The 17,003-nt window shown below is 72.3% G+C and carries 14 protein-coding genes; 1 reads left to right on the plus strand and 13 read right to left on the minus strand.

Features of this window, described 5'->3' with window-relative positions:
* Positions 1-63 precede the first annotated feature (63 nt).
* A complete protein-coding gene (fmt, locus tag KUM38_RS15565; protein WP_217129971.1) occupies positions 64-996 on the minus strand; it encodes a methionyl-tRNA formyltransferase in 933 nt (310 codons plus the stop codon).
* 330 nt (positions 997-1,326) lie between these two features.
* Between fmt and KUM38_RS15570 the strand changes: the two genes are divergently transcribed.
* Positions 1,327-1,869: a hypothetical protein gene (locus tag KUM38_RS15570; protein WP_217129972.1), complete on the plus strand. Its 543-nt coding sequence runs from the start codon at positions 1,327-1,329 to the stop codon at positions 1,867-1,869.
* A 74-nt stretch (positions 1,870-1,943) separates the two neighbouring features.
* Here the strand turns inward: KUM38_RS15570 and KUM38_RS15575 are convergent, their stop codons facing one another.
* From KUM38_RS15575 to KUM38_RS15630, 12 genes are all read right to left on the minus strand, one after another.
* On the minus strand, positions 1,944-4,091 hold the full coding sequence (locus KUM38_RS15575) for a primosomal protein N' (protein ID WP_217129973.1): 2,148 nt from the start codon (positions 4,089-4,091) through the stop codon (positions 1,944-1,946).
* Positions 4,092-4,403: 312 nt separating this feature from the next.
* Complete coding sequence (metK, locus tag KUM38_RS15580; RefSeq protein ID WP_217129974.1) at positions 4,404-5,612, minus strand: methionine adenosyltransferase; 1,209 nt, start codon at positions 5,610-5,612, stop codon at positions 4,404-4,406.
* A 240-nt stretch (positions 5,613-5,852) separates the two neighbouring features.
* On the minus strand, positions 5,853-7,055 hold the full coding sequence (gene coaBC / locus KUM38_RS15585) for a bifunctional phosphopantothenoylcysteine decarboxylase/phosphopantothenate--cysteine ligase CoaBC (RefSeq protein WP_217129975.1): 1,203 nt from the start codon (positions 7,053-7,055) through the stop codon (positions 5,853-5,855).
* A 121-nt stretch (positions 7,056-7,176) separates the two neighbouring features.
* On the minus strand, positions 7,177-7,449 hold the full coding sequence (gene rpoZ / locus KUM38_RS15590) for a DNA-directed RNA polymerase subunit omega (RefSeq protein WP_187823194.1): 273 nt from the start codon (positions 7,447-7,449) through the stop codon (positions 7,177-7,179).
* Between the two features lie 62 nt (positions 7,450-7,511).
* Positions 7,512-8,069, minus strand: a complete 558-nt coding sequence (gmk, locus tag KUM38_RS15595; RefSeq protein ID WP_217129976.1) for a guanylate kinase — start codon at positions 8,067-8,069, stop codon at positions 7,512-7,514.
* Positions 8,070-8,129: 60 nt separating this feature from the next.
* Positions 8,130-8,453, minus strand: a complete 324-nt coding sequence (locus KUM38_RS15600) for an integration host factor (RefSeq protein WP_003977346.1) — start codon at positions 8,451-8,453, stop codon at positions 8,130-8,132.
* 256 nt (positions 8,454-8,709) lie between these two features.
* Entirely contained in the window at positions 8,710-9,555 is an 846-nt protein-coding gene (gene pyrF, locus KUM38_RS15605; protein ID WP_217129977.1) for an orotidine-5'-phosphate decarboxylase, read from the minus strand.
* Entirely contained in the window at positions 9,552-10,658 is a 1,107-nt protein-coding gene (locus KUM38_RS15610) for a quinone-dependent dihydroorotate dehydrogenase (RefSeq protein ID WP_217129978.1), read from the minus strand. The genes pyrF and KUM38_RS15610 overlap by 4 nt, the downstream gene beginning before the upstream one ends.
* A 54-nt stretch (positions 10,659-10,712) precedes the next feature.
* Positions 10,713-14,021 carry a carbamoyl-phosphate synthase large subunit gene (gene carB, locus KUM38_RS15615; protein WP_217129979.1) on the minus strand — a complete coding sequence of 1,103 codons (3,309 nt, stop codon included), beginning with the start codon at positions 14,019-14,021 and terminating at the stop codon, positions 10,713-10,715.
* A complete protein-coding gene (carA, locus tag KUM38_RS15620; RefSeq protein WP_217129980.1) occupies positions 14,014-15,156 on the minus strand; it encodes a glutamine-hydrolyzing carbamoyl-phosphate synthase small subunit in 1,143 nt (380 codons plus the stop codon). The genes carB and carA overlap by 8 nt, the downstream gene beginning before the upstream one ends.
* Positions 15,153-15,719 (minus strand): hypothetical protein, encoded by a 567-nt coding sequence (locus KUM38_RS15625; RefSeq protein ID WP_217129981.1) that lies wholly within the window; start codon positions 15,717-15,719, stop codon positions 15,153-15,155. Before KUM38_RS15625 ends, carA begins: the two co-directional genes overlap by 4 nt.
* The gene (locus KUM38_RS15630; protein WP_217129982.1) at positions 15,716-17,002 is read right to left on the minus strand and encodes a dihydroorotase; all 1,287 of its coding nucleotides are present in this window, start codon (positions 17,000-17,002) and stop codon (positions 15,716-15,718) included. The genes KUM38_RS15625 and KUM38_RS15630 overlap by 4 nt, the downstream gene beginning before the upstream one ends.
* Position 17,003: the final 1 nt, after the last annotated feature.

A 17,003-nucleotide genomic window follows, 5' to 3' on the forward strand; every position in this document is an offset into this window, starting at 1 on the left:
AAGGTGCTCCGGATGTGGGGTGAAGTGCGCTCTCCAGCCTACGTCGTGGAGATCCCGGGGGCGTCAGGCGCCGACGGTCTCCCCGGCGGCGATCCGCACCCCGCGCGCCCAGTCCGCCGCCCGCATCGGCTTCTTGCCCTGGGCCTGCACCCACAGCAGCTCCACGGCGTACGAACCGGTGCCCACGTACACGTTGTTCTTGCCGACGGACAGCTGCCCGGGCGCGAGGTCGGTCAGGTCCGGTACGGGGGCGGCCTGGACGATCTTCAGGCGCTCGCCCCGGAAGGTGGTCCAGGCGCCGGGCGCGGGGGTGCAGCCGCGCACCACCCGGTCGACGCGCAGCGCCGGGGTGCCCCAGTCGACGCGGGCGTCCTCGACGGTGACCTTGGGGGCGAGGCTGATGCCGTCGGCGGGCTGCGGTACGGCCTTCAGGGTGCCGTCCTCGATGCCGTCCATGGTGGCGGCGAGCAGGCCGGCGCCGGCGAAGGCGAGCCGGGTGAGCAGGTCGCCGCTGGTGTCGGTGGGGCGGATCTCCTCGGTGACGGTGCCGTAGACGGGGCCCGAGTCGAGGCCCTCCTCGATGAGGAAGGTGGCGGCGCCGGTGATCTCGTCGCCGGCCATGATGGCGTGCTGCACGGGTGCGGCGCCGCGCCAGGCGGGCAGCAGCGAGAAGTGCAGGTTGACCCAGCCCCGGGCGGGGATGTCGAGGGCGGCCCTGGGGAGGAGGGCGCCGTAGGCGACGACGGGGCAGCAGTCCGGCGCGATCTCCTCGAGCCGCTCCAGGAACTCGGGGTCCCTGGGCTTCGCCGGCTTCAGCACCTCGATCCCGGCCTCCTCCGCCCGCTCGGCGACGGGGGAGGCGACGAGCCTGCGCCCCCGCCCGGCGGGCGCGTCGGGCCGCGTGACGACGGCGGCCACCTCGTGCCGCCCGGAGGCGAGAAGAGCGTCCAGTGCGGGAACGGCGACCTCGGGGGTACCGGCGAAGACGAGCTTCATGGGGTGCTTGGGGCCTCTCGGGCGAGGACGGACACGGGCAGCGCACCAGTCTATGGGTGTCGACGGAGCCACCCGTGCGGGGAGAGCCGCCGACGGCGAGGCAGCCCCACGGCGAACCTCCGCCTCTCGACTCACCGGGAACGGGTGGTGCGCGGGTGGAGGACACGCCGAGGCCGAAGGCCGAGGCGCACCCCACGCGGGGGCGTACGCATATGCCGCCACGCCCCCACCCCGTGACCAGTGGAGCGCATACGCGTTGGTCAAGAAAGAGTTGACCAAGGGCCCCGACACGGGCCTGATTCCTTTCACGCCGGTTCGAGAGGCTTGTTCATGGCCGACCACGCAACCCACGACGCCCAGGCTCGGGCCAGCCTGCACTTGCTGGTGCGGGACATCGAGCGGGTCCGCCGGCAGGTGGACGCGCTGCGCACGCTCACCGCCCAGCTGGGCAACGTCTACCGCCCACGCCGCTCCGGCCCTTCCACGGGCTTCGTCGTCTACGGACGTGCTCCCGCCCCCACGGTCCGTCTCGCCCAGGAGCTGCGGGACAGTGTCGAGACCCTGGTCACGGCGGCCGTGGACTTCGACCGTTCCCTGGGCTTCTCGTGGGACGCCGTGGGCTCGGCGCTCGGGGTCACCAAGCAGGCGGTCCACCGCCGCTACGGCGCCCGCCGTGCCGCCGCCCAGGCGTCGGCGGCCGCCGAGGCCGCCGCGGAGGCGCCGGGCACCCGCGCGGTGAACGCGGTCGCCGGCGTCACCACGGTGCCGACGGTCCCCGCGGCCCACTCCATGCCGACCCAGCCCACGGCCGGCAGTCCGTCCCTCCTCGACGACCCACGCCCGACGGCCCTGCCCTCCCCCCGCAACGGCTGAGCCCCCGCTCGCCGCCCTCACCGCGCCCTCCCGGACGCACCGCCCCCGGGAGGGCGCGGCGCGTCCCGGCGGGTTCAGCCGATGTCCGGAGGGTCGATGCGGACCCATACGGGGGTGGTCCCGCCCCGGGCCGTGCGTGTCGCCTGGGCGGACTTCAGCGCGGCGGCCAGTGCGGCGCCGTTGCCGGGGGGCACCCGGACCAGCGCCCGGTCCCAGTGCTCACCGGGGGGCGGTGCGCCCGGCCGGCGCGGGCGGCCCGCCGGGGTGACCGGCAGGGGCACCGGACCCAGGATCTCCGCCCGCGCGGGCAGCTCCACCGCGCGGAGGAACTCGGCCACCGCCTCGCCCGGCCCCGACACCGCCGCCATCCGGGACACCGGCGGGAACCCCAGTTCGCCCCGCTCGGCCAGTTCCCGTACCGCGTGCCCGACCGGGTCCCACCGGACCAGCGCCTGCACGGGCCGCAGGGTCGGCTCGGCGACTATGACCACCGTGCCGCCCGCCGACTGCGGCCGGACCAGCGCCGCCGCGCCGATCCAGCGGCGCAACGCGTCCTCCCCGGCCCGCAGATCGGGCCGGCTCAGCATGGCCCACCCGTCCAGCAGCAGCGCCGCCGCGTATCCGCCCTCGGCCACCGGCTCCGCGCCGGGGGTGCTCACCACCAGCGCGGGTGACCCCGGCACCGTGTCCAGTACGTGCTCGCGCCCCGAGGTGCGCACCGGGACCGCGGGGAAGGCCCGGCCCAGCTCCTCGGCGGTCCGCCGCGCCCCGACCACCTGGGCCCGCAACCGGAACCCGCCGCACTCGGGGCAGTGCCAGCGGCTCTCCTCGCGCCCGCACCACTCACACCGCAGATCGTCGGACCCCTGTGCCTGCAGCGGCCCGGAGCAGTGCCGGCACCGGGCGGGGGCCCGGCAGCCGGCGCACGCCATCCGCGGCACATAGCCACGGCGGGGCACCTGCACGAGCACCGGCCCGTGCCGCAGCCCCTCCCTGGCGGCCTGCCAGGCGAGGCTCGGCAGCCGCGCCGCGCGGGCGGCCTCGTCACGCGCGAGGTCCCCGTCCCCCACGGTCCGCACCAGCGGCGCGGCGGCCCGCACCCGCTCCCTCCCGGCGACCAGCGGCCGGGCCCAACCGGTCTCCACCAGCTGGGCGGCCTCCACGGTGCAGTGCCGGCTGCCCAGCAGGAAGCCGCACTTGTCCTGCGCCGCCCGCAGCAGCAGCACCTCACGGGCGTGCGGCTGCGGGGCGTGCGGCTCGCTGTGGCTGTCGTCGCCGTCGTCCCAGACGGCGACCAGTCCGAGGTCCCGCACCGGCGCGAACATCGCCGCCCGTGTCCCGACGACGGCCCGTACGGAGCCCCGCCGCACGGCGAGCCACCGCGCGTACCGCTTCTCCGGCCCGGCGTCGGCGGTGAGGACCGCGTGCCGCCCCTCCCCCAGCAGTTCGGTGAGCGCCGCGTCGACGCGGGCCACGGCCCTCCCGTCCGGCAGGACGACCAGCGCGCCCCGCCCGGAGGCCAGGGTCGCGGCGACGGCGCGGGCCAGTTCCTCGCTCCACCGCGGCCCCGGCAGCGCGTTCCACACGGCCCGTGGGGCGCCTCCCGAGGCCAGCGACTCCAGGAAGGCCGGCCCCTGCTCGTACCGCTCCCAGGAGCCGGGTGCGGGCGCCGGGGGCGGCGGCAGCGGGTCGGGCGAGGGCCGTCGCTCCGCGCGGGCGTTGCGCGGCGGCACGGCGAGCTGGAGGACGTCGGCGAGGCTGCCCGCGTACCGGTCGGCGACCGCGCGGGCGAGGCCCAGCAGTTCCTCGCCGAGCACCGGTTCGGGCGAGACCACCTGCGCCAGTGCCGCCAGGGGTCCCGAGTAGTCGGACTCGGCGAGGCGCTCGACGAGGAACCCGTCGATCAGTCCGCCGCCCTCGCGCCGCCCCTCCCGCACCCGGTGCCGTCCGGCCCCGAACCGCACCCGCACCCGCACCCCCGGCTGCGCGTCGGCGTCCAGTTCCTCGGGCACGGCGTAGTCGAAGTAGCGGTCGAGGTGGAGCACGCCCTTGTCGACGAGGACCCGGGCGACGGGCAGCTCCCCGGCGAGCGCGGCGCCGCGCCAGGTGCGTGGTTTGGCCCGGGGCGCCTTGGCCTTGCGCACGCTCTCCCGGATGAGCGCGAGCTGCTCGGGCGGCGCGCCCTCCGCGCCGCCCTCCGGCTGTCCGTTCTCGCTGCTCACGCCTGCATTCTTACCAAACGCGACTGACAGCGGCGCCGGGCGCGGGATCGGCCCCGGGTACGGACGCCCGAAGGCGCTTCCGCCTCGGGCCGCTCGGCCGTACCGGTCCGGGACCGGCAGCGGGGTTCGAACCCGCGAGGGTCCTCACCCGGACGTGTCCGTGCCCTGCGCACCGGGCCGTGACGCCGCCGCACCACGAGCGCCGTACGTACCTGTGCGGCGTGCACGGACAGGTACGGCGCTCCGTACGCGCCGAGGCCCGGCGGCCCCTCGGAAGGGGGCGCCGGGCCTCGGGGAGACGCGGGGTGGGGCTTACAGCCCCGCCGCCTTGCGCAGGGCGTCCACGCGGTCGGTGCGCTCCCAGGTGAAGTCGGGCAGCTCACGGCCGAAGTGGCCGTAGGCGGCGGTCTGGGCGTAGATCGGGCGCAGCAGGTCGAGGTCGCGGATGATCGCGGCCGGGCGGAGGTCGAAGACCTCGTCGATGGCCCGCTCGATGTTCTCGGTGTCGACCTTGGCGGTGCCGAAGGTCTCGACGAACAGGCCGACCGGCTCCGCCTTGCCGATGGCGTACGCCACCTGGACCTCGCAGCGGGAGGCCAGGCCGGCCGCCACCACGTTCTTGGCGACCCAGCGCATCGCGTACGCCGCCGAGCGGTCCACCTTGGACGGGTCCTTGCCGGAGAAGGCGCCGCCGCCGTGGCGGGCCATGCCGCCGTAGGTGTCGATGATGATCTTGCGGCCGGTCAGGCCGGCGTCGCCCATCGGGCCGCCGATCTCGAAGCGGCCGGTCGGGTTCACCAGCAGCCGGTACTTCTCGGTGTCGAGCTTGATGCCCTCGTCCAGGAGCGCCTTCAGCTCCGGCTCCACGACGAACTCGCGGATGTCGGGGGCGAGCAGCGACTCCAGGTCGATGTCGGAGGCGTGCTGGGAGGAGACGACCACGGTGTCCAGACGGACCGCCTTGTCGCCGTCGTACTCGATGGTGACCTGGGTCTTGCCGTCCGGGCGCAGGTAGGGGATGGTCCCGTTCTTGCGCACGTCGGAGAGGCGCTTGGAGAGGCGGTGCGCGAGGAAGACCGGCAGCGGCATCAGCGTCGGCGTCTCGTCCGTCGCGTAGCCGAACATCAGGCCCTGGTCGCCGGCGCCCTGCCGGTCGAGCTCGTCGTCGTCACCCTCGACGCGGGCCTCGTAGGCGGCGTCGACGCCCTGCGCGATGTCCGGGGACTGCGCGCCGATCGACACCGACACGCCGCAGGAGGCGCCGTCGAAGCCCTTCTTCGAGGAGTCGTAGCCGATCTCCAGGATCTTGTTGCGCACCAGCGTCGCGATGTCCGCGTACGTCTTGGTGGTGACCTCGCCGGCCACGTGCACCAGGCCGGTGGTGATCAGGGTCTCGACGGCGACCCGGGAGGTCGGGTCCTCACGGAGGAGTGCGTCGAGAATGGTGTCGCTGATCTGGTCAGCGATCTTGTCGGGGTGACCCTCGGTCACGGACTCCGAGGTGAACAGACGACGGGACACAACGCTCCCTGGGGTTGCAGCGGCTGCTGGCTGATCATTGGCGGACGGCGGGGGCTGCACCCGACGCCGTCCGTGGAACAGTTTATCGGTCGCGCTTCGCCACGGGTCCCCCTGTCTCGTCTCGCGAGAGCGCTGTGACCTGCGGCACGGGCATTCTGCCCATGCCGGGCCAGGTTGGCCAGAGGCGCCACGCCCCGAACGAGCCGGGTTTCGGGGAACCGCGGACGAAGAATGAATCACTCATCCGAGGCGTTCGGCCACCAGGTCCCACACGGTTTCGGCCAGGGCTTCCTTCGGGCCGTGCGCGACGGGGGTCTCGCTGCCGTCGGCACCCAGCACCACGGCCTCGTTCTCCTCGGAGCCGAAGGTCCTGCGCTCCCCCACCTCGTTCACCACCAGCAGGTCGCAGCCCTTGCGCTTCAGCTTGGCGCGGCCGTTGGCGAGCACGTCGTCGGTCTCGGCGGCGAAGCCGACGATCACCTGTCCGGCGCGCACCCGGTCACCGGAGATCTCGGCGAGGATGTCCGGATTCCGTACCAGGGTGATGGGCTCGGGCTCCTGGTCGTCCTTCTTCTTGATCTTGCCGGTGGCGTAGGCGGCCGGCCGGAAGTCGGCGACGGCCGCGGCCATGACCACGGCGTCCGCGTCGGCGGCGGCGCCGAGGACGGCCTCGCGCAGCTCCACGGCGGTCCCGACCCGGACGAGGTCCACGCCCGCCGGGTCGGGCAGGGCGGTGTTGGCCGCGATCAGCGTGACGCGGGCGCCGCGGGCGGCGGCGGTGCGGGCGAGGGCGTAGCCCTGCTTGCCGGAGGAGCGGTTGCCGAGGAAGCGGACGGGGTCGAGGGGCTCGCGGGTGCCTCCGGCGCTGACGACGACGTGCCGGCCCTCGAGGTCGGGCACGGTGACACCGCGGGCCAGCACCCGGCGGCAGACCTCGAAGATCTCGCCCGGGTCGGGCAGCCGGCCCTTGCCGGTGTCGACGCCGGTGAGGCGGCCGACGGCCGGTTCGATCACGACGGCGCCGCGGCGGCGCAGGGTGGCCACGTTCTCCTGGGTGGCCGGGTGCTCCCACATCTCGGTGTGCATGGCGGGGGCGAAGACGACCGGGCAGCGGGCGGTGAGCAGGGTGTTGGTGAGGAGGTCGTCGGCCAGGCCGTGGGCCGCCCTGGCCAGCGTGTCCGCTGTGGCGGGGGCGACGACCACCAGGTCGGCGTGCTGTCCGATGCGGACGTGCGGCACCTCGTGGACGTCGTCCCAGACCTCGGTGGAGACCGGGTTCCCGGAGAGCGCGGACCAGGTGGCGGCGCCGACGAAGTGCAGCGCGGAGGCGGTGGGGACGACCCGGACGTCGTGCCCCGACTCCGTCAGCCGCCTGAGCAGCTCACAGGCCTTGTACGCGGCGATGCCGCCGCTGACCCCCAGAACGACCTTCGGCTTGTCCACCGTCTCTCCCCGGACCTCGGAAATGTGCGACCACTCCCATGAGACACCACAGGCCCGGCAGACGTGCTGCCGGGCCTGTGGAGAAGTCAGCTGCGAACAGCTGGTACGACCTACCGACCGGTTACTGAACGGGGCCTTCGACGGCCTCGGAGGTCAGCAGTCCCGCGTTGATCTCGCGCAGGGCGATCGAGAGCGGCTTCTCGTGGACGTGGGTGTCGACGAGGGGGCCGACGTACTCGAGCAGGCCCTCGCCGAGCTGCGAGTAGTACGCGTTGATCTGGCGGGCCCGCTTGGCCGCGTAGATCACGAGGCTGTACTTCGAGTCCGTGGCCTCGAGAAGCTCGTCGATCGGCGGGTTGATGATGCCCTCGGGCGCGGAGATGGAAGAGGACACGCTCTACCTTCCGATGGATGGGAAAGATTCAGTCGGCGCGACCGGTGAACGATTGCTCACGATCACACGACGTTCATCAAGGCTAGCAGCTCGCGGGCCACGTCCTCGACGGAGGTGTTGACCAGGGTGGTGTCGAACTCCGGCTCGGCCGCCAGTTCGATCTTCGCGGCCTCCAGCCGGCGCTCGACGACCTCGGGCGACTCGGTGCCCCGGCCCGTGAGCCTGCGCACGAGCTCCTCCCAGGAGGGAGGAGCCAGGAACACCAGCCGGCCCTCCGCCATGGACTCACGGACCTGCCGTGCGCCCTGGAGGTCGATCTCCAGCAGCACCGGCACACCCGCCTCCAGGTGCTCCAGCACCGCCGCGCGGGGGGTGCCGTAGCGGTTGCCGGCGAACTCGGCCCACTCCAGCAGCTCGCCGTTGGCGATCAGCTTGTCCATCTCCTCGTCGGTGACGAAGAAGTAGTGGACTCCGTGCTGCTCCCCGGGACGGGGCGCCCGGGTCGTCGCCGACACCGAGAGCCAGACCTCGGGGTGTTCCTTGCGCATATGGGCGACGACCGTGCTCTTGCCGACCCCGGAGGGGCCGGAGAGCACGGTCAGCCGCGGACGTTCAGTCATGCAGCGATTATTCCAGCAATCACGGGTTGCCCGGGACGCCGGTCCCGGACTGGCCCGTACTCAGGAACCAGTGCTGCCGAACTCGCGCTCCAGGGAGGCGATCTGGTTGGAACCGAGACCGCGCACGCGGCGGCTCTCGGAGATGCCCAGTCGCTCCATGATCTGCTTGGCGCGGACCTTGCCCACGCCCGGCAGGGACTCAAGCAGGGCGGAGACCTTCATCTTGCCGATGACGTCGTTCTCCTGGCCCTGCTTGATGACCTCGTGAAGGGAGGCGCCGGAGTGCTTGAGTCGATTCTTGACCTCGGCCCGCTCCCGGCGAGCCGCGGCGGCCTTTTCGAGCGCGGCTGCGCGCTGTTCAGGGGTAAGGGGCGGAAGAGCCACGCCTACGTCACCTCGGATGTCGAACTGTCGGATACGGACCGGTGAGGAACCTAGTCGCCCCACACCTGAGGAGTCACGAGCGACACCGTCGCCCGTTCACTCTCCGTCGGAGACTAGCGGCCAACTCCGCCGGAGTCAGCGAGAACTGCGGAAAAGTCCTGGTCAGCCTCCGCCAGGCCGGACATTTAAGACATAATCCCCCGGATTTGAGGATGTATCCAGAGTCCGGCGACCACGGATTCCCCCGTCCGCCGGTTCAGGCCCGCGTCACGGCGGTCCTGATCTCCTCCGCGAACCGCTCCGCGGCGTCACGCAGAGCGACCGCGTCGGGACCGTGGCGCAACACCCCCCGGCTGACGTTCGGCACGACGTTGCGCACCACGCGGCCGAAGACCGCCGGGAGATCGGCCGCCGTGGCCCCCTGCGCGCCGATACCGGGCGCGAGGATCGGCCCGCCCATGTCCAGGTCGTACGAGGAGAGGTCGCCGAGCGTCGCGCCGACCACCGCGCCGAAGGACCCGAGCGGCTCCTCGCCGGCGTTCTCGACGGCCAGGTGCCCGAGCATGGTCGCCCCGACGGTGCGCCCGTCGGCGCGGATCGCGTGCTGGACCTCGCCGCCCTCCGGGTTGGACGTCAGCGCCAGCACGAACAGCCCGGTGCCGGTCTCCCGGGCCAGCGCGACGGCCGGGCTGAGCGAGCCGTAGCCGAGGTACGGCGAGACGGTGAGCGCGTCGGAGAACAGGGGCGCGTCCTTGTGCAGGAAGGACTCGGCGTAGGCGGCCATGGTGGAGCCGATGTCGCCGCGCTTGGCGTCCATGACGACCAGCGCCCCGGCCTCCCGCGCCTCCCGGACCGTCTTCTCCAGGACGGCGACCCCGCGCGAGCCGAAGCGCTCGAAGAAGGCGCTCTGCGGCTTGAGCACGGCGATCCGGTCGGCGACCGCCTCGACGACCGTGCGGCTGAACCGCTCCAGGCCCGTGACGTCGTCGTTCAGGCCCCACTCGGCGAGCAGGGAGGCGTGCGGGTCGATGCCCACGCACAGCGGGCCGCGCTCGTCCATCGCGCGGCGCAGCCGCGCGCCGAAGGGTTCCGGGCCGGTCATACCGTCGTCCTCACGTCGGCGCCCACCGCGTCGGCGAGCGTGGCGTACGGGCTGGTGCGCAGCCGCGCGGCGAGCCCCTTGTGCATGGCGCGGCCCCAGAAGGGGCCCTCGTAGATGAACGCGCTGTACCCCTGGACCAGCGTGGCACCGGCCAGGATGCGCTGCCAGGCGTCCTCGGCGTTCTCGACGCCGCCGACGCCGACCAGGGTGATCCGGTCGCCCACGCGCGCGTAGAGGCGGCGCAGCACGTCCAGGGAGCGCGCCTTGAGGGGGGCGCCGGAGAGACCGCCGGTCTCCTGGACGAGGGCGGGCGAGGACGTCAGGCCGAGTCCCTCGCGCGCGATGGTGGTGTTGGTGGCGATGATCCCGTCCAGGCCGAGTTCCACGGCGAGGTCGGCGACCGCGTCGACGTCCTCGTCGGCGAGGTCGGGGGCGATCTTCACCAGCAGCGGCACCCGGCGGGCCGGGACGGTCCGGTCGGCGGCCTCGCGGACGGCGGCGAGCAGCGGGCGCAGGTGGTCCACGGCCTGGAGGTCGCGCAGTCCGGGCGTGTTCGGGGAGGAGACGTTGACGACCAGGTAGTCGGCGTACGGCGCCAGCCGCTCGGCGGACTTCACGTAGTCGGCGACGGCCTCGTCCTCGGGGACGGCCTTGGTCTTGCCGATGTTGACGCCGACCACCGTCCTGAAGACGGGCGTGCGGGAGGCCAGGCGGGCCGCGACGGCCAGCGAACCCTCGTTGTTGAAGCCCATGCGGTTGATCAGGGCCCGGTCCGCGACCAGGCGGAACAGCCGCTTCCTGGGGTTGCCGGGCTGCGGCTCCCCGGTCACCGTGCCGATCTCGACGTGGTCGAAGCCGAGCATCGCCAGGCCGTCGATGCCGACGGCGTTCTTGTCGAAGCCGGCGGCGAGGCCGAAGGGGCTGTGCAGGCGCAGTCCGAGGGCCTCGGTGCGCAGTTCCTTGTGGCGGGGGGCGAGCACGGCGGCGACGAAGGTGCGCAGGCCGGGGACGCGCGCGACGAGACGGATCCAGCGGAAGGCCAGGTGGTGGGCCTGCTCGGGGTCCATCCGCCGGAAGAGCAGGGTGAAGAGAATCTTGTACATGGTGTCCTCATGGAGAGGGGGACACCGTTTCCGGTGTCCCCCTGCGGGCTGCTGCTAGTCGCGGGCCGCGGTCAGATGTTCCGCGTGTTCCTGCAGTGAGCGGACGCCCACGTCGCCGCGGTTGAGCGCGTCGATGCCCTGGACGGCGGCGGCGAGCGCCTGGACCGTCGTCAGGCAGGGCACGGACCGTGCCACGGCGGCCGTACGGATGTCGTAGCCGTCGAGGCGGCCGCCGGTGCCGTACGGGGTGTTGACGATGAGGTCGACCTCGCCGTCGTGGATGAGCTGGACGACGGTCTTCTCGCCGTTCGGACCGGGGCCCTCGGACTGCTTGCGCACGACCGTGGCGTTGATGCCGTTGCGCCGGAGCACCTCGGCGGTGCCGGAGGTGGCCATCAGCTCGAAGCCGTGGGCGACCAGCTCACGCGCCGGGAAGATCATCGAGCGCTTGTCGCGGTTGGCGACCGAGATGAACGCGCGCCCCTTGGTCGGCAGCGGGCCGTACGCGCCCGCCTGCGACTTGGCGTACGCCGTGCCGAAGACGGAGTCGATGCCCATGACCTCGCCGGTGGAGCGCATCTCCGGGCCGAGGACGGTGTCGACGCCGCGGCCGTGGATGTCCCGGAAGCGGGACCACGGCATCACGGCCTCCTTGACGGAGATCGGCGCGTCCAGCGGCAGCTCGCCGCCGTCGCCGTTCGCCGGGAGCAGGCCCTCGGCGCGCAGCTCGGCGACGGTGGCGCCCAGCGAGATCCGCGCGGCGGCCTTCGCCAGCGGCACCGCGGTCGCCTTCGAGGTGAAGGGCACGGTGCGCGAGGCGCGCGGGTTGGCCTCCAGGACGTACAGGATGTCCCCGGCCAGCGCGAACTGGATGTTGATCAGACCGCGCACCCCGACACCGCGCGCGATGGCCTCGGTGGAGGCGCGCAGCCGCTTGATGTCGAAGCCGCCGAGGGTGATCGGGGGCAGGGCGCACGCCGAGTCGCCGGAGTGGATGCCGGCCTCCTCGATGTGCTCCATGACGCCGCCGAGGTAGAGCTCCTCGCCGTCGTACAGGGCGTCCACGTCGATCTCTATGGCGTCGTCGAGGAAGCGGTCGACGAGGACCGGCCGGGAAGGGCTGATCTCGGTCGACTCGGCGATGTACGACTCCAGCCGGGTCTCGTCGTAGACGATCTCCATGCCGCGGCCGCCGAGCACGTAGGACGGGCGGACGAGGACCGGGTAGCCGATCTCGTCGGCGATGGCCTTGGCCTCGGCGAAGGTGGTGGCGGTGCCGTGCTTGGGGGCCGGCAGTCCGGCCTCCGCCAGGACCCGGCCGAAGGCGCCGCGGTCCTCGGCGGCGTGGATGGCCTCCGGGGAGGTGCCGACGATCGGCACGCCGTTGTCCTTCAGCGCCTGCGACAGGCCGAGCGGGGTCTGCCCGCCGAGCTGGACGACGACGCCCGCGACCGGTCCGGCCTGCTGCTCGGCGTGGACAATCTCCAGGACGTCCTCCAGGGTGAGCGGCTCGAAGTAGAGCCGGTCGGAGGTGTCGTAGTCGGTGGAGACGGTCTCCGGGTTGCAGTTGACCATCACGGTCTCGTAGCCGGCGTCGCTCAGGGCGAAGGAGGCGTGGACGCAGGAGTAGTCGAACTCGATGCCCTGGCCGATGCGGTTCGGGCCGGAGCCCAGGATGATCACCGCGGGCTTCTCGCGCGGCGCGACCTCGGTCTCCTCGTCGTAGGAGGAGTAGAAGTACGGCGTCCTCGCGGCGAACTCAGCGGCGCAGGTGTCGACCGTCTTGTAGACCGGGCGGACGCCCAGCGCGTGGCGGACCTCGCGGACGACGTCCTCGCGCAGGCCGCGGATCTCGCCGATCTGCTGGTCGGAGAAGCCGTGCCGCTTGGCCTCCGCGAGCAGGTCGCGGGTCAGCTCGGGGGCGGCGGCCAGCTCGTCGGCGGTCTCCTTGATGAGGAAGAGCTGGTCGACGAACCAGGGGTCGATCTTCGTGTACTCGAAGACCTCCTCGGGCGTGGCGCCCGCGCGGATGGCCTGCATGACGGCGTTGATCCGGCCGTCGGTCGGCCGGACGGCCTCGCGCAGCAGCTCGCCCTTGTCGCCGGGCTCGCCGACGAACGTGAACTGGCTGCCCTTCTTCTCCAGCGAGCGCAGCGCCTTCTGGAAGGCCTCGGTGAAGTTGCGGCCGATGGCCATGGCCTCGCCGACCGACTTCATGGTGGTCGTGAGGGTGGAGTCCGCGCTCGGGAACTTCTCGAAGGCGAACCGGGGGGCCTTCACGACGACGTAGTCGAGCGTCGGCTCGAAGGAGGCCGGGGTCTCCTGGGTGATGTCGTTCGGGATCTCGTCGAGGGTGTAGCCGACGGCGAGCTTGGCGGCGATCTTGGCGATCGGGAAGCCGGTCGCCTTGGAGGCGAGCGCCGAGGAACGCGACACGCGCGGGTTCATCTCGATCACGATGACGCGGCCGTCGGCCGGGTTCACCGCGAACTGGATGTTGCAGCCGCCGGTGTCGACGCCGACCTCGCGGATGATCGCGATGCCGACGTCGCGCAGCACCTGGTACTCGCGGTCGGTCAGCGTCATCGCCGGCGCGACGGTGATCGAGTCGCCGGTGTGCACGCCCATGGGGTCGAAGTTCTCGATGGAGCAGACGACCACGACGTTGTCGTTCTTGTCGCGCATCAGCTCCAGCTCGTACTCCTTCCAGCCGAGGATGGACTCCTCCAGGAGCACCTCGGTGGTCGGCGAGAGGGTGAGGCCCTGACCGGCGATGCGGCGCAGCTCCTCCTCGTCGTGCGCGAAGCCGGAGCCGGCGCCGCCCATGGTGAAGGACGGGCGGACGACGACCGGGTAGCCGCCGAGCTCCTCGACGCCCTTGAGGACGTCGTCCATGGAGTGGCAGATGTAGGAGCGGGCGGACTCGCCGTGGCCGATCTTCTTGCGGACCTCCTCGACGACCTCCTTGAACAGGTCGCGGTCCTCGCCCTTGTGGATCGCCTGCACGTTGGCGCCGATCAGCTCGACGCCGTACTTCTCCAGGACGCCGTTCTCGTGCAGGGAGATCGCGGTGTTGAGCGCCGTCTGGCCGCCCAGGGTGGGCAGCAGCGCGTCGGGGCGCTCCTTGGCGATGATCTTCTCGACGAACTCGGGGGTGATCGGCTCGACGTAGGTGGCGTCGGCGATCTCCGGGTCGGTCATGATCGTCGCCGGGTTGGAGTTCACCAGGACGACCCTCAGCCCTTCGGCCTTGAGGACGCGGCACGCCTGGGTGCCGGAGTAGTCGAACTCGGCGGCCTGGCCGATGACGATCGGGCCGGAGCCGATGACCAGGACGGACTGGATATCGGTGCGCTTAGGCACGCTGGCCCTCCATGAGGTTCACGAAGCGGTCGAACAGGTAGGCGGCGTCGTGCGGGCCCGCTGCCGCTTCGGGGTGGTACTGGACGCTGAAGGCCGGCTTGTCGAGGAGCTGGAGGCCCTCCACCACGTTGTCGTTGAGGCAGACGTGGGAGACCTCGGCGCGGCCGTAGGGGGTGTCGGAGACCTTGTCGAGCGGGGCGTCGACGGCGAATCCGTGGTTGTGCGCGGTGACCTCGACCTTGCCGGTCGTACGGTCCTGCACCGGCTGGTTGATGCCGCGGTGGCCGTACTTCAGCTTGAAGGTGCCGAAGCCGAGGGCGCGGCCCAGGATCTGGTTGCCGAAGCAGATGCCGAAGAGCGGGGTGCCGCGCTCCAGGACGCCCTGCATGACGGAGACCGGGTGGTCGGCGGTGGACGGGTCACCGGGGCCGTTGGAGAAGAAAACGCCGTCCGGGTCGACCGCGTACACGTCCTCGACGGTGGCGGTCGCCGGCAGGACGTGCACCTCGATGCCGCGCTCGGCCATGCGGTGCGGGGTCATGCCCTTGATGCCGAGGTCGACGGCGGCGACGGTGAACTTCTTCTCGCCGATCGCGGGGACGACGTACGGCTCGGTGGTGGCGACCTCGGCGGACAGGTCGGCGCCGGTCATCTGGGGTGCTTCCTGGACACGGGCCAGCAGAGCGGCGTCGTCCTGGATGGCGTCACCGCTGAAGATGCCGACGCGCATGGCGCCGCGCTCGCGCAGGTGGCGGGTGAGGGCGCGGGTGTCGATGCCGGAGATGCCGACGACGCCCTGGGCGGCCAGCTCGTCGTCCAGCGTGCGGCGGGAACGCCAGCTGGAGGGCACGCGCGCGGGGTCGCGGACGACGTAGCCGGAGACCCAGATCCTCTTGGACTCCATGTCCTCGTCGTTGACGCCGGTGTTGCCCACGTGCGGGGCGGTCATCACGACCACCTGGCGGTGGTACGACGGGTCGGTGAGGGTCTCCTGGTAGCCGGTCATGCCGGTGGAGAACACGGCTTCACCGAACGTGGCCCCCACGGCCCCGTAGGCCCGGCCGCGGAAGATCCGGCCGTCCTCCAGGACGAGTACGGCGGGAGCCTTGCCGGCTCCCCGGGTGGAGGTCGTCATCGTGCGCCTTCCGTTTCCGTCTTGTTGATCATGTCGTTCAGTGTTTCGACCCACTCGTTGTGCTCGGCCGCGTGGTCGGAGCGGAAGCCGGAGTCGATCAGCCTGTCGCCGTGCTCCCAGGTGACGACCAGCAGGCCGCCCTCGGTGAGGACCTTGCCGGCGATGCCCTTGTCGAGCCGGGCCTCGCGCAGCGCGTGGGCCGGGACGAAGAAGTCGTTCGCGCCGGGGCGTACGACGTCCAGTCCGGCGTCCGTCAGCGTGAGCTCGGCCCGGCTGCGGGTGCCCAGGCCGTGCGCCACGATGCGGTCGAGCCACTGACCGGCGGTGGTGGAGCCGTGGTAGCGGCCGCTCATGCTCAGTCTCGCCGGGCCGGGGTCGTCCGGCGCGCTGGGCAGCTCGGGCAGGTCGCCCTGGAGGGTGCCGCGCCACTTCCAGCCCTCGCGCATCAGCCAGTAGACGAGCGCCACGAAGAGGGCGAGTCCGACGACCCAGCCGATCCGGGCGGCCCAGTCGGTCACTTCCGCCGATTCCTTCTCGGCGGCCAGCAGGAGTACAGGTGTCACGTGAGCTTCCCGTCGACGAGCGTGGCCTTGCCCCGGAGCCAGGTGTGCGTGACACGGCCCGGCAGCTCACGGCCCTCGTACGGGGTGTTGCGGCTGCGCGAGGCGAAGCCCGCGGGGTCCACGGGACCACGGTATGCCGTGTCGACGAGGGTGAGGTTGGCGGGCTCACCTGCCGAGACGGGACGGCCGTGGCCCTCGGCCCGTCCGATGCGCGCGGGCGTGAAGGACATGCGGTCGGCGACGCCGGCCCAGTCGAGCAGCCCCGTGTCGACCATGGTCTCCTGCACCACGGACAGCGCGGTCTCCAGGCCGACCATGCCCATGGCGGCGGCGGCCCACTCGCAGTCCTTGTCCTCGTGCGGGTGCGGGGCGTGGTCGGTGGCGACGATGTCGATCGTGCCGTCGGCGAGCGCCTCGCGCAGGGCCATCACGTCGCGCTCGGTGCGCAGCGGCGGGTTGACCTTGTAGACCGGGTTGTACGACCGGACCAGCTCGTCGGTGAGGAGGAGGTGGTGCGGGGTGACCTCGGCGGTGACGCGGATGCCGCGGGACTTGGCCCAGCGGACGATCTCGACGCTGCCCGCCGTCGACAGGTGGCAGATGTGGACGCGGGAGCCGACGTGCTCGGCGAGCAGCACGTCCCGCGCGATGATCGACTCCTCGGCGACGGCCGGCCAGCCCCCGAGGCCGAGTTCGGCGGAGACGACGCCCTCGTTCATCTGGGCGCCCTCGGTCAGCCGCGGCTCCTGGGCGTGCTGGGCGACGACGCCGCCGAAGGCCTTCACGTACTCCAGCGCGCGGCGCATGATCACGGCGTCGTGGACGCACTTGCCGTCGTCGGAGAAGACGGTGACGCCGGCCGCGGACTCGTGCATGGCGCCCAGCTCGGCGAGCTTCTTCCCCTCCAGGCCGACGGTGACGGCGCCGATGGGCTGCACGTCGCAGTAGCCGGACTCCTGGCCGAGCCGCCAGACCTGCTCGACGACGCCGGCGGTGTCGGCGACCGGGAAGGTGTTGGCCATGGCGAAGACGCTGGTGTAGCCGCCGCTCGCCGCCGCGCGGGTGCCGGTCAGTACGGTCTCGGAGTCCTCGCGGCCGGGCTCGCGGAGGTGGGTGTGCAGGTCGACCAGGCCGGGCAGCAGGACCTTGCCGCCGGCTTCGACGACCTCCGCGCCCTCGGCGGGCAGGCCGGTGCCGACCCGGGTGATCGTTCCGCCGTCGATCAGGACGTCCTGCGGCTCGCCGCCGAGCACCTTCGCACCGCGGATCAGGATCTTGCTCATG

Source organism: Streptomyces sp. AC558_RSS880 (genome assembly GCF_019049255.1).
In the GTDB taxonomy this organism is placed as follows: domain Bacteria; phylum Actinomycetota; class Actinomycetes; order Streptomycetales; family Streptomycetaceae; genus Streptomyces.

Coding starts and splice junctions, on each gene's coding strand:
- fmt (WP_217129971.1), bottom strand. CDS start 996: ATGAAGCTCGTCTTCGCCGGTACCCCCGAGGTCGCCGTTCCCGCACTG.
- KUM38_RS15570 (WP_217129972.1), top strand. CDS start 1,327: ATGGCCGACCACGCAACCCACGACGCCCAGGCTCGGGCCAGCCTGCAC.
- gmk (WP_217129976.1), bottom strand. CDS start 8,069: ATGACTGAACGTCCGCGGCTGACCGTGCTCTCCGGCCCCTCCGGGGTC.
- pyrF (WP_217129977.1), bottom strand. CDS start 9,555: ATGACCGGCCCGGAACCCTTCGGCGCGCGGCTGCGCCGCGCGATGGAC.
- KUM38_RS15610 (WP_217129978.1), bottom strand. CDS start 10,658: ATGTACAAGATTCTCTTCACCCTGCTCTTCCGGCGGATGGACCCCGAG.
- carA (WP_217129980.1), bottom strand. CDS start 15,156: ATGACGACCTCCACCCGGGGAGCCGGCAAGGCTCCCGCCGTACTCGTC.
- KUM38_RS15630 (WP_217129982.1), bottom strand. CDS start 17,002: ATGAGCAAGATCCTGATCCGCGGTGCGAAGGTGCTCGGCGGCGAGCCG.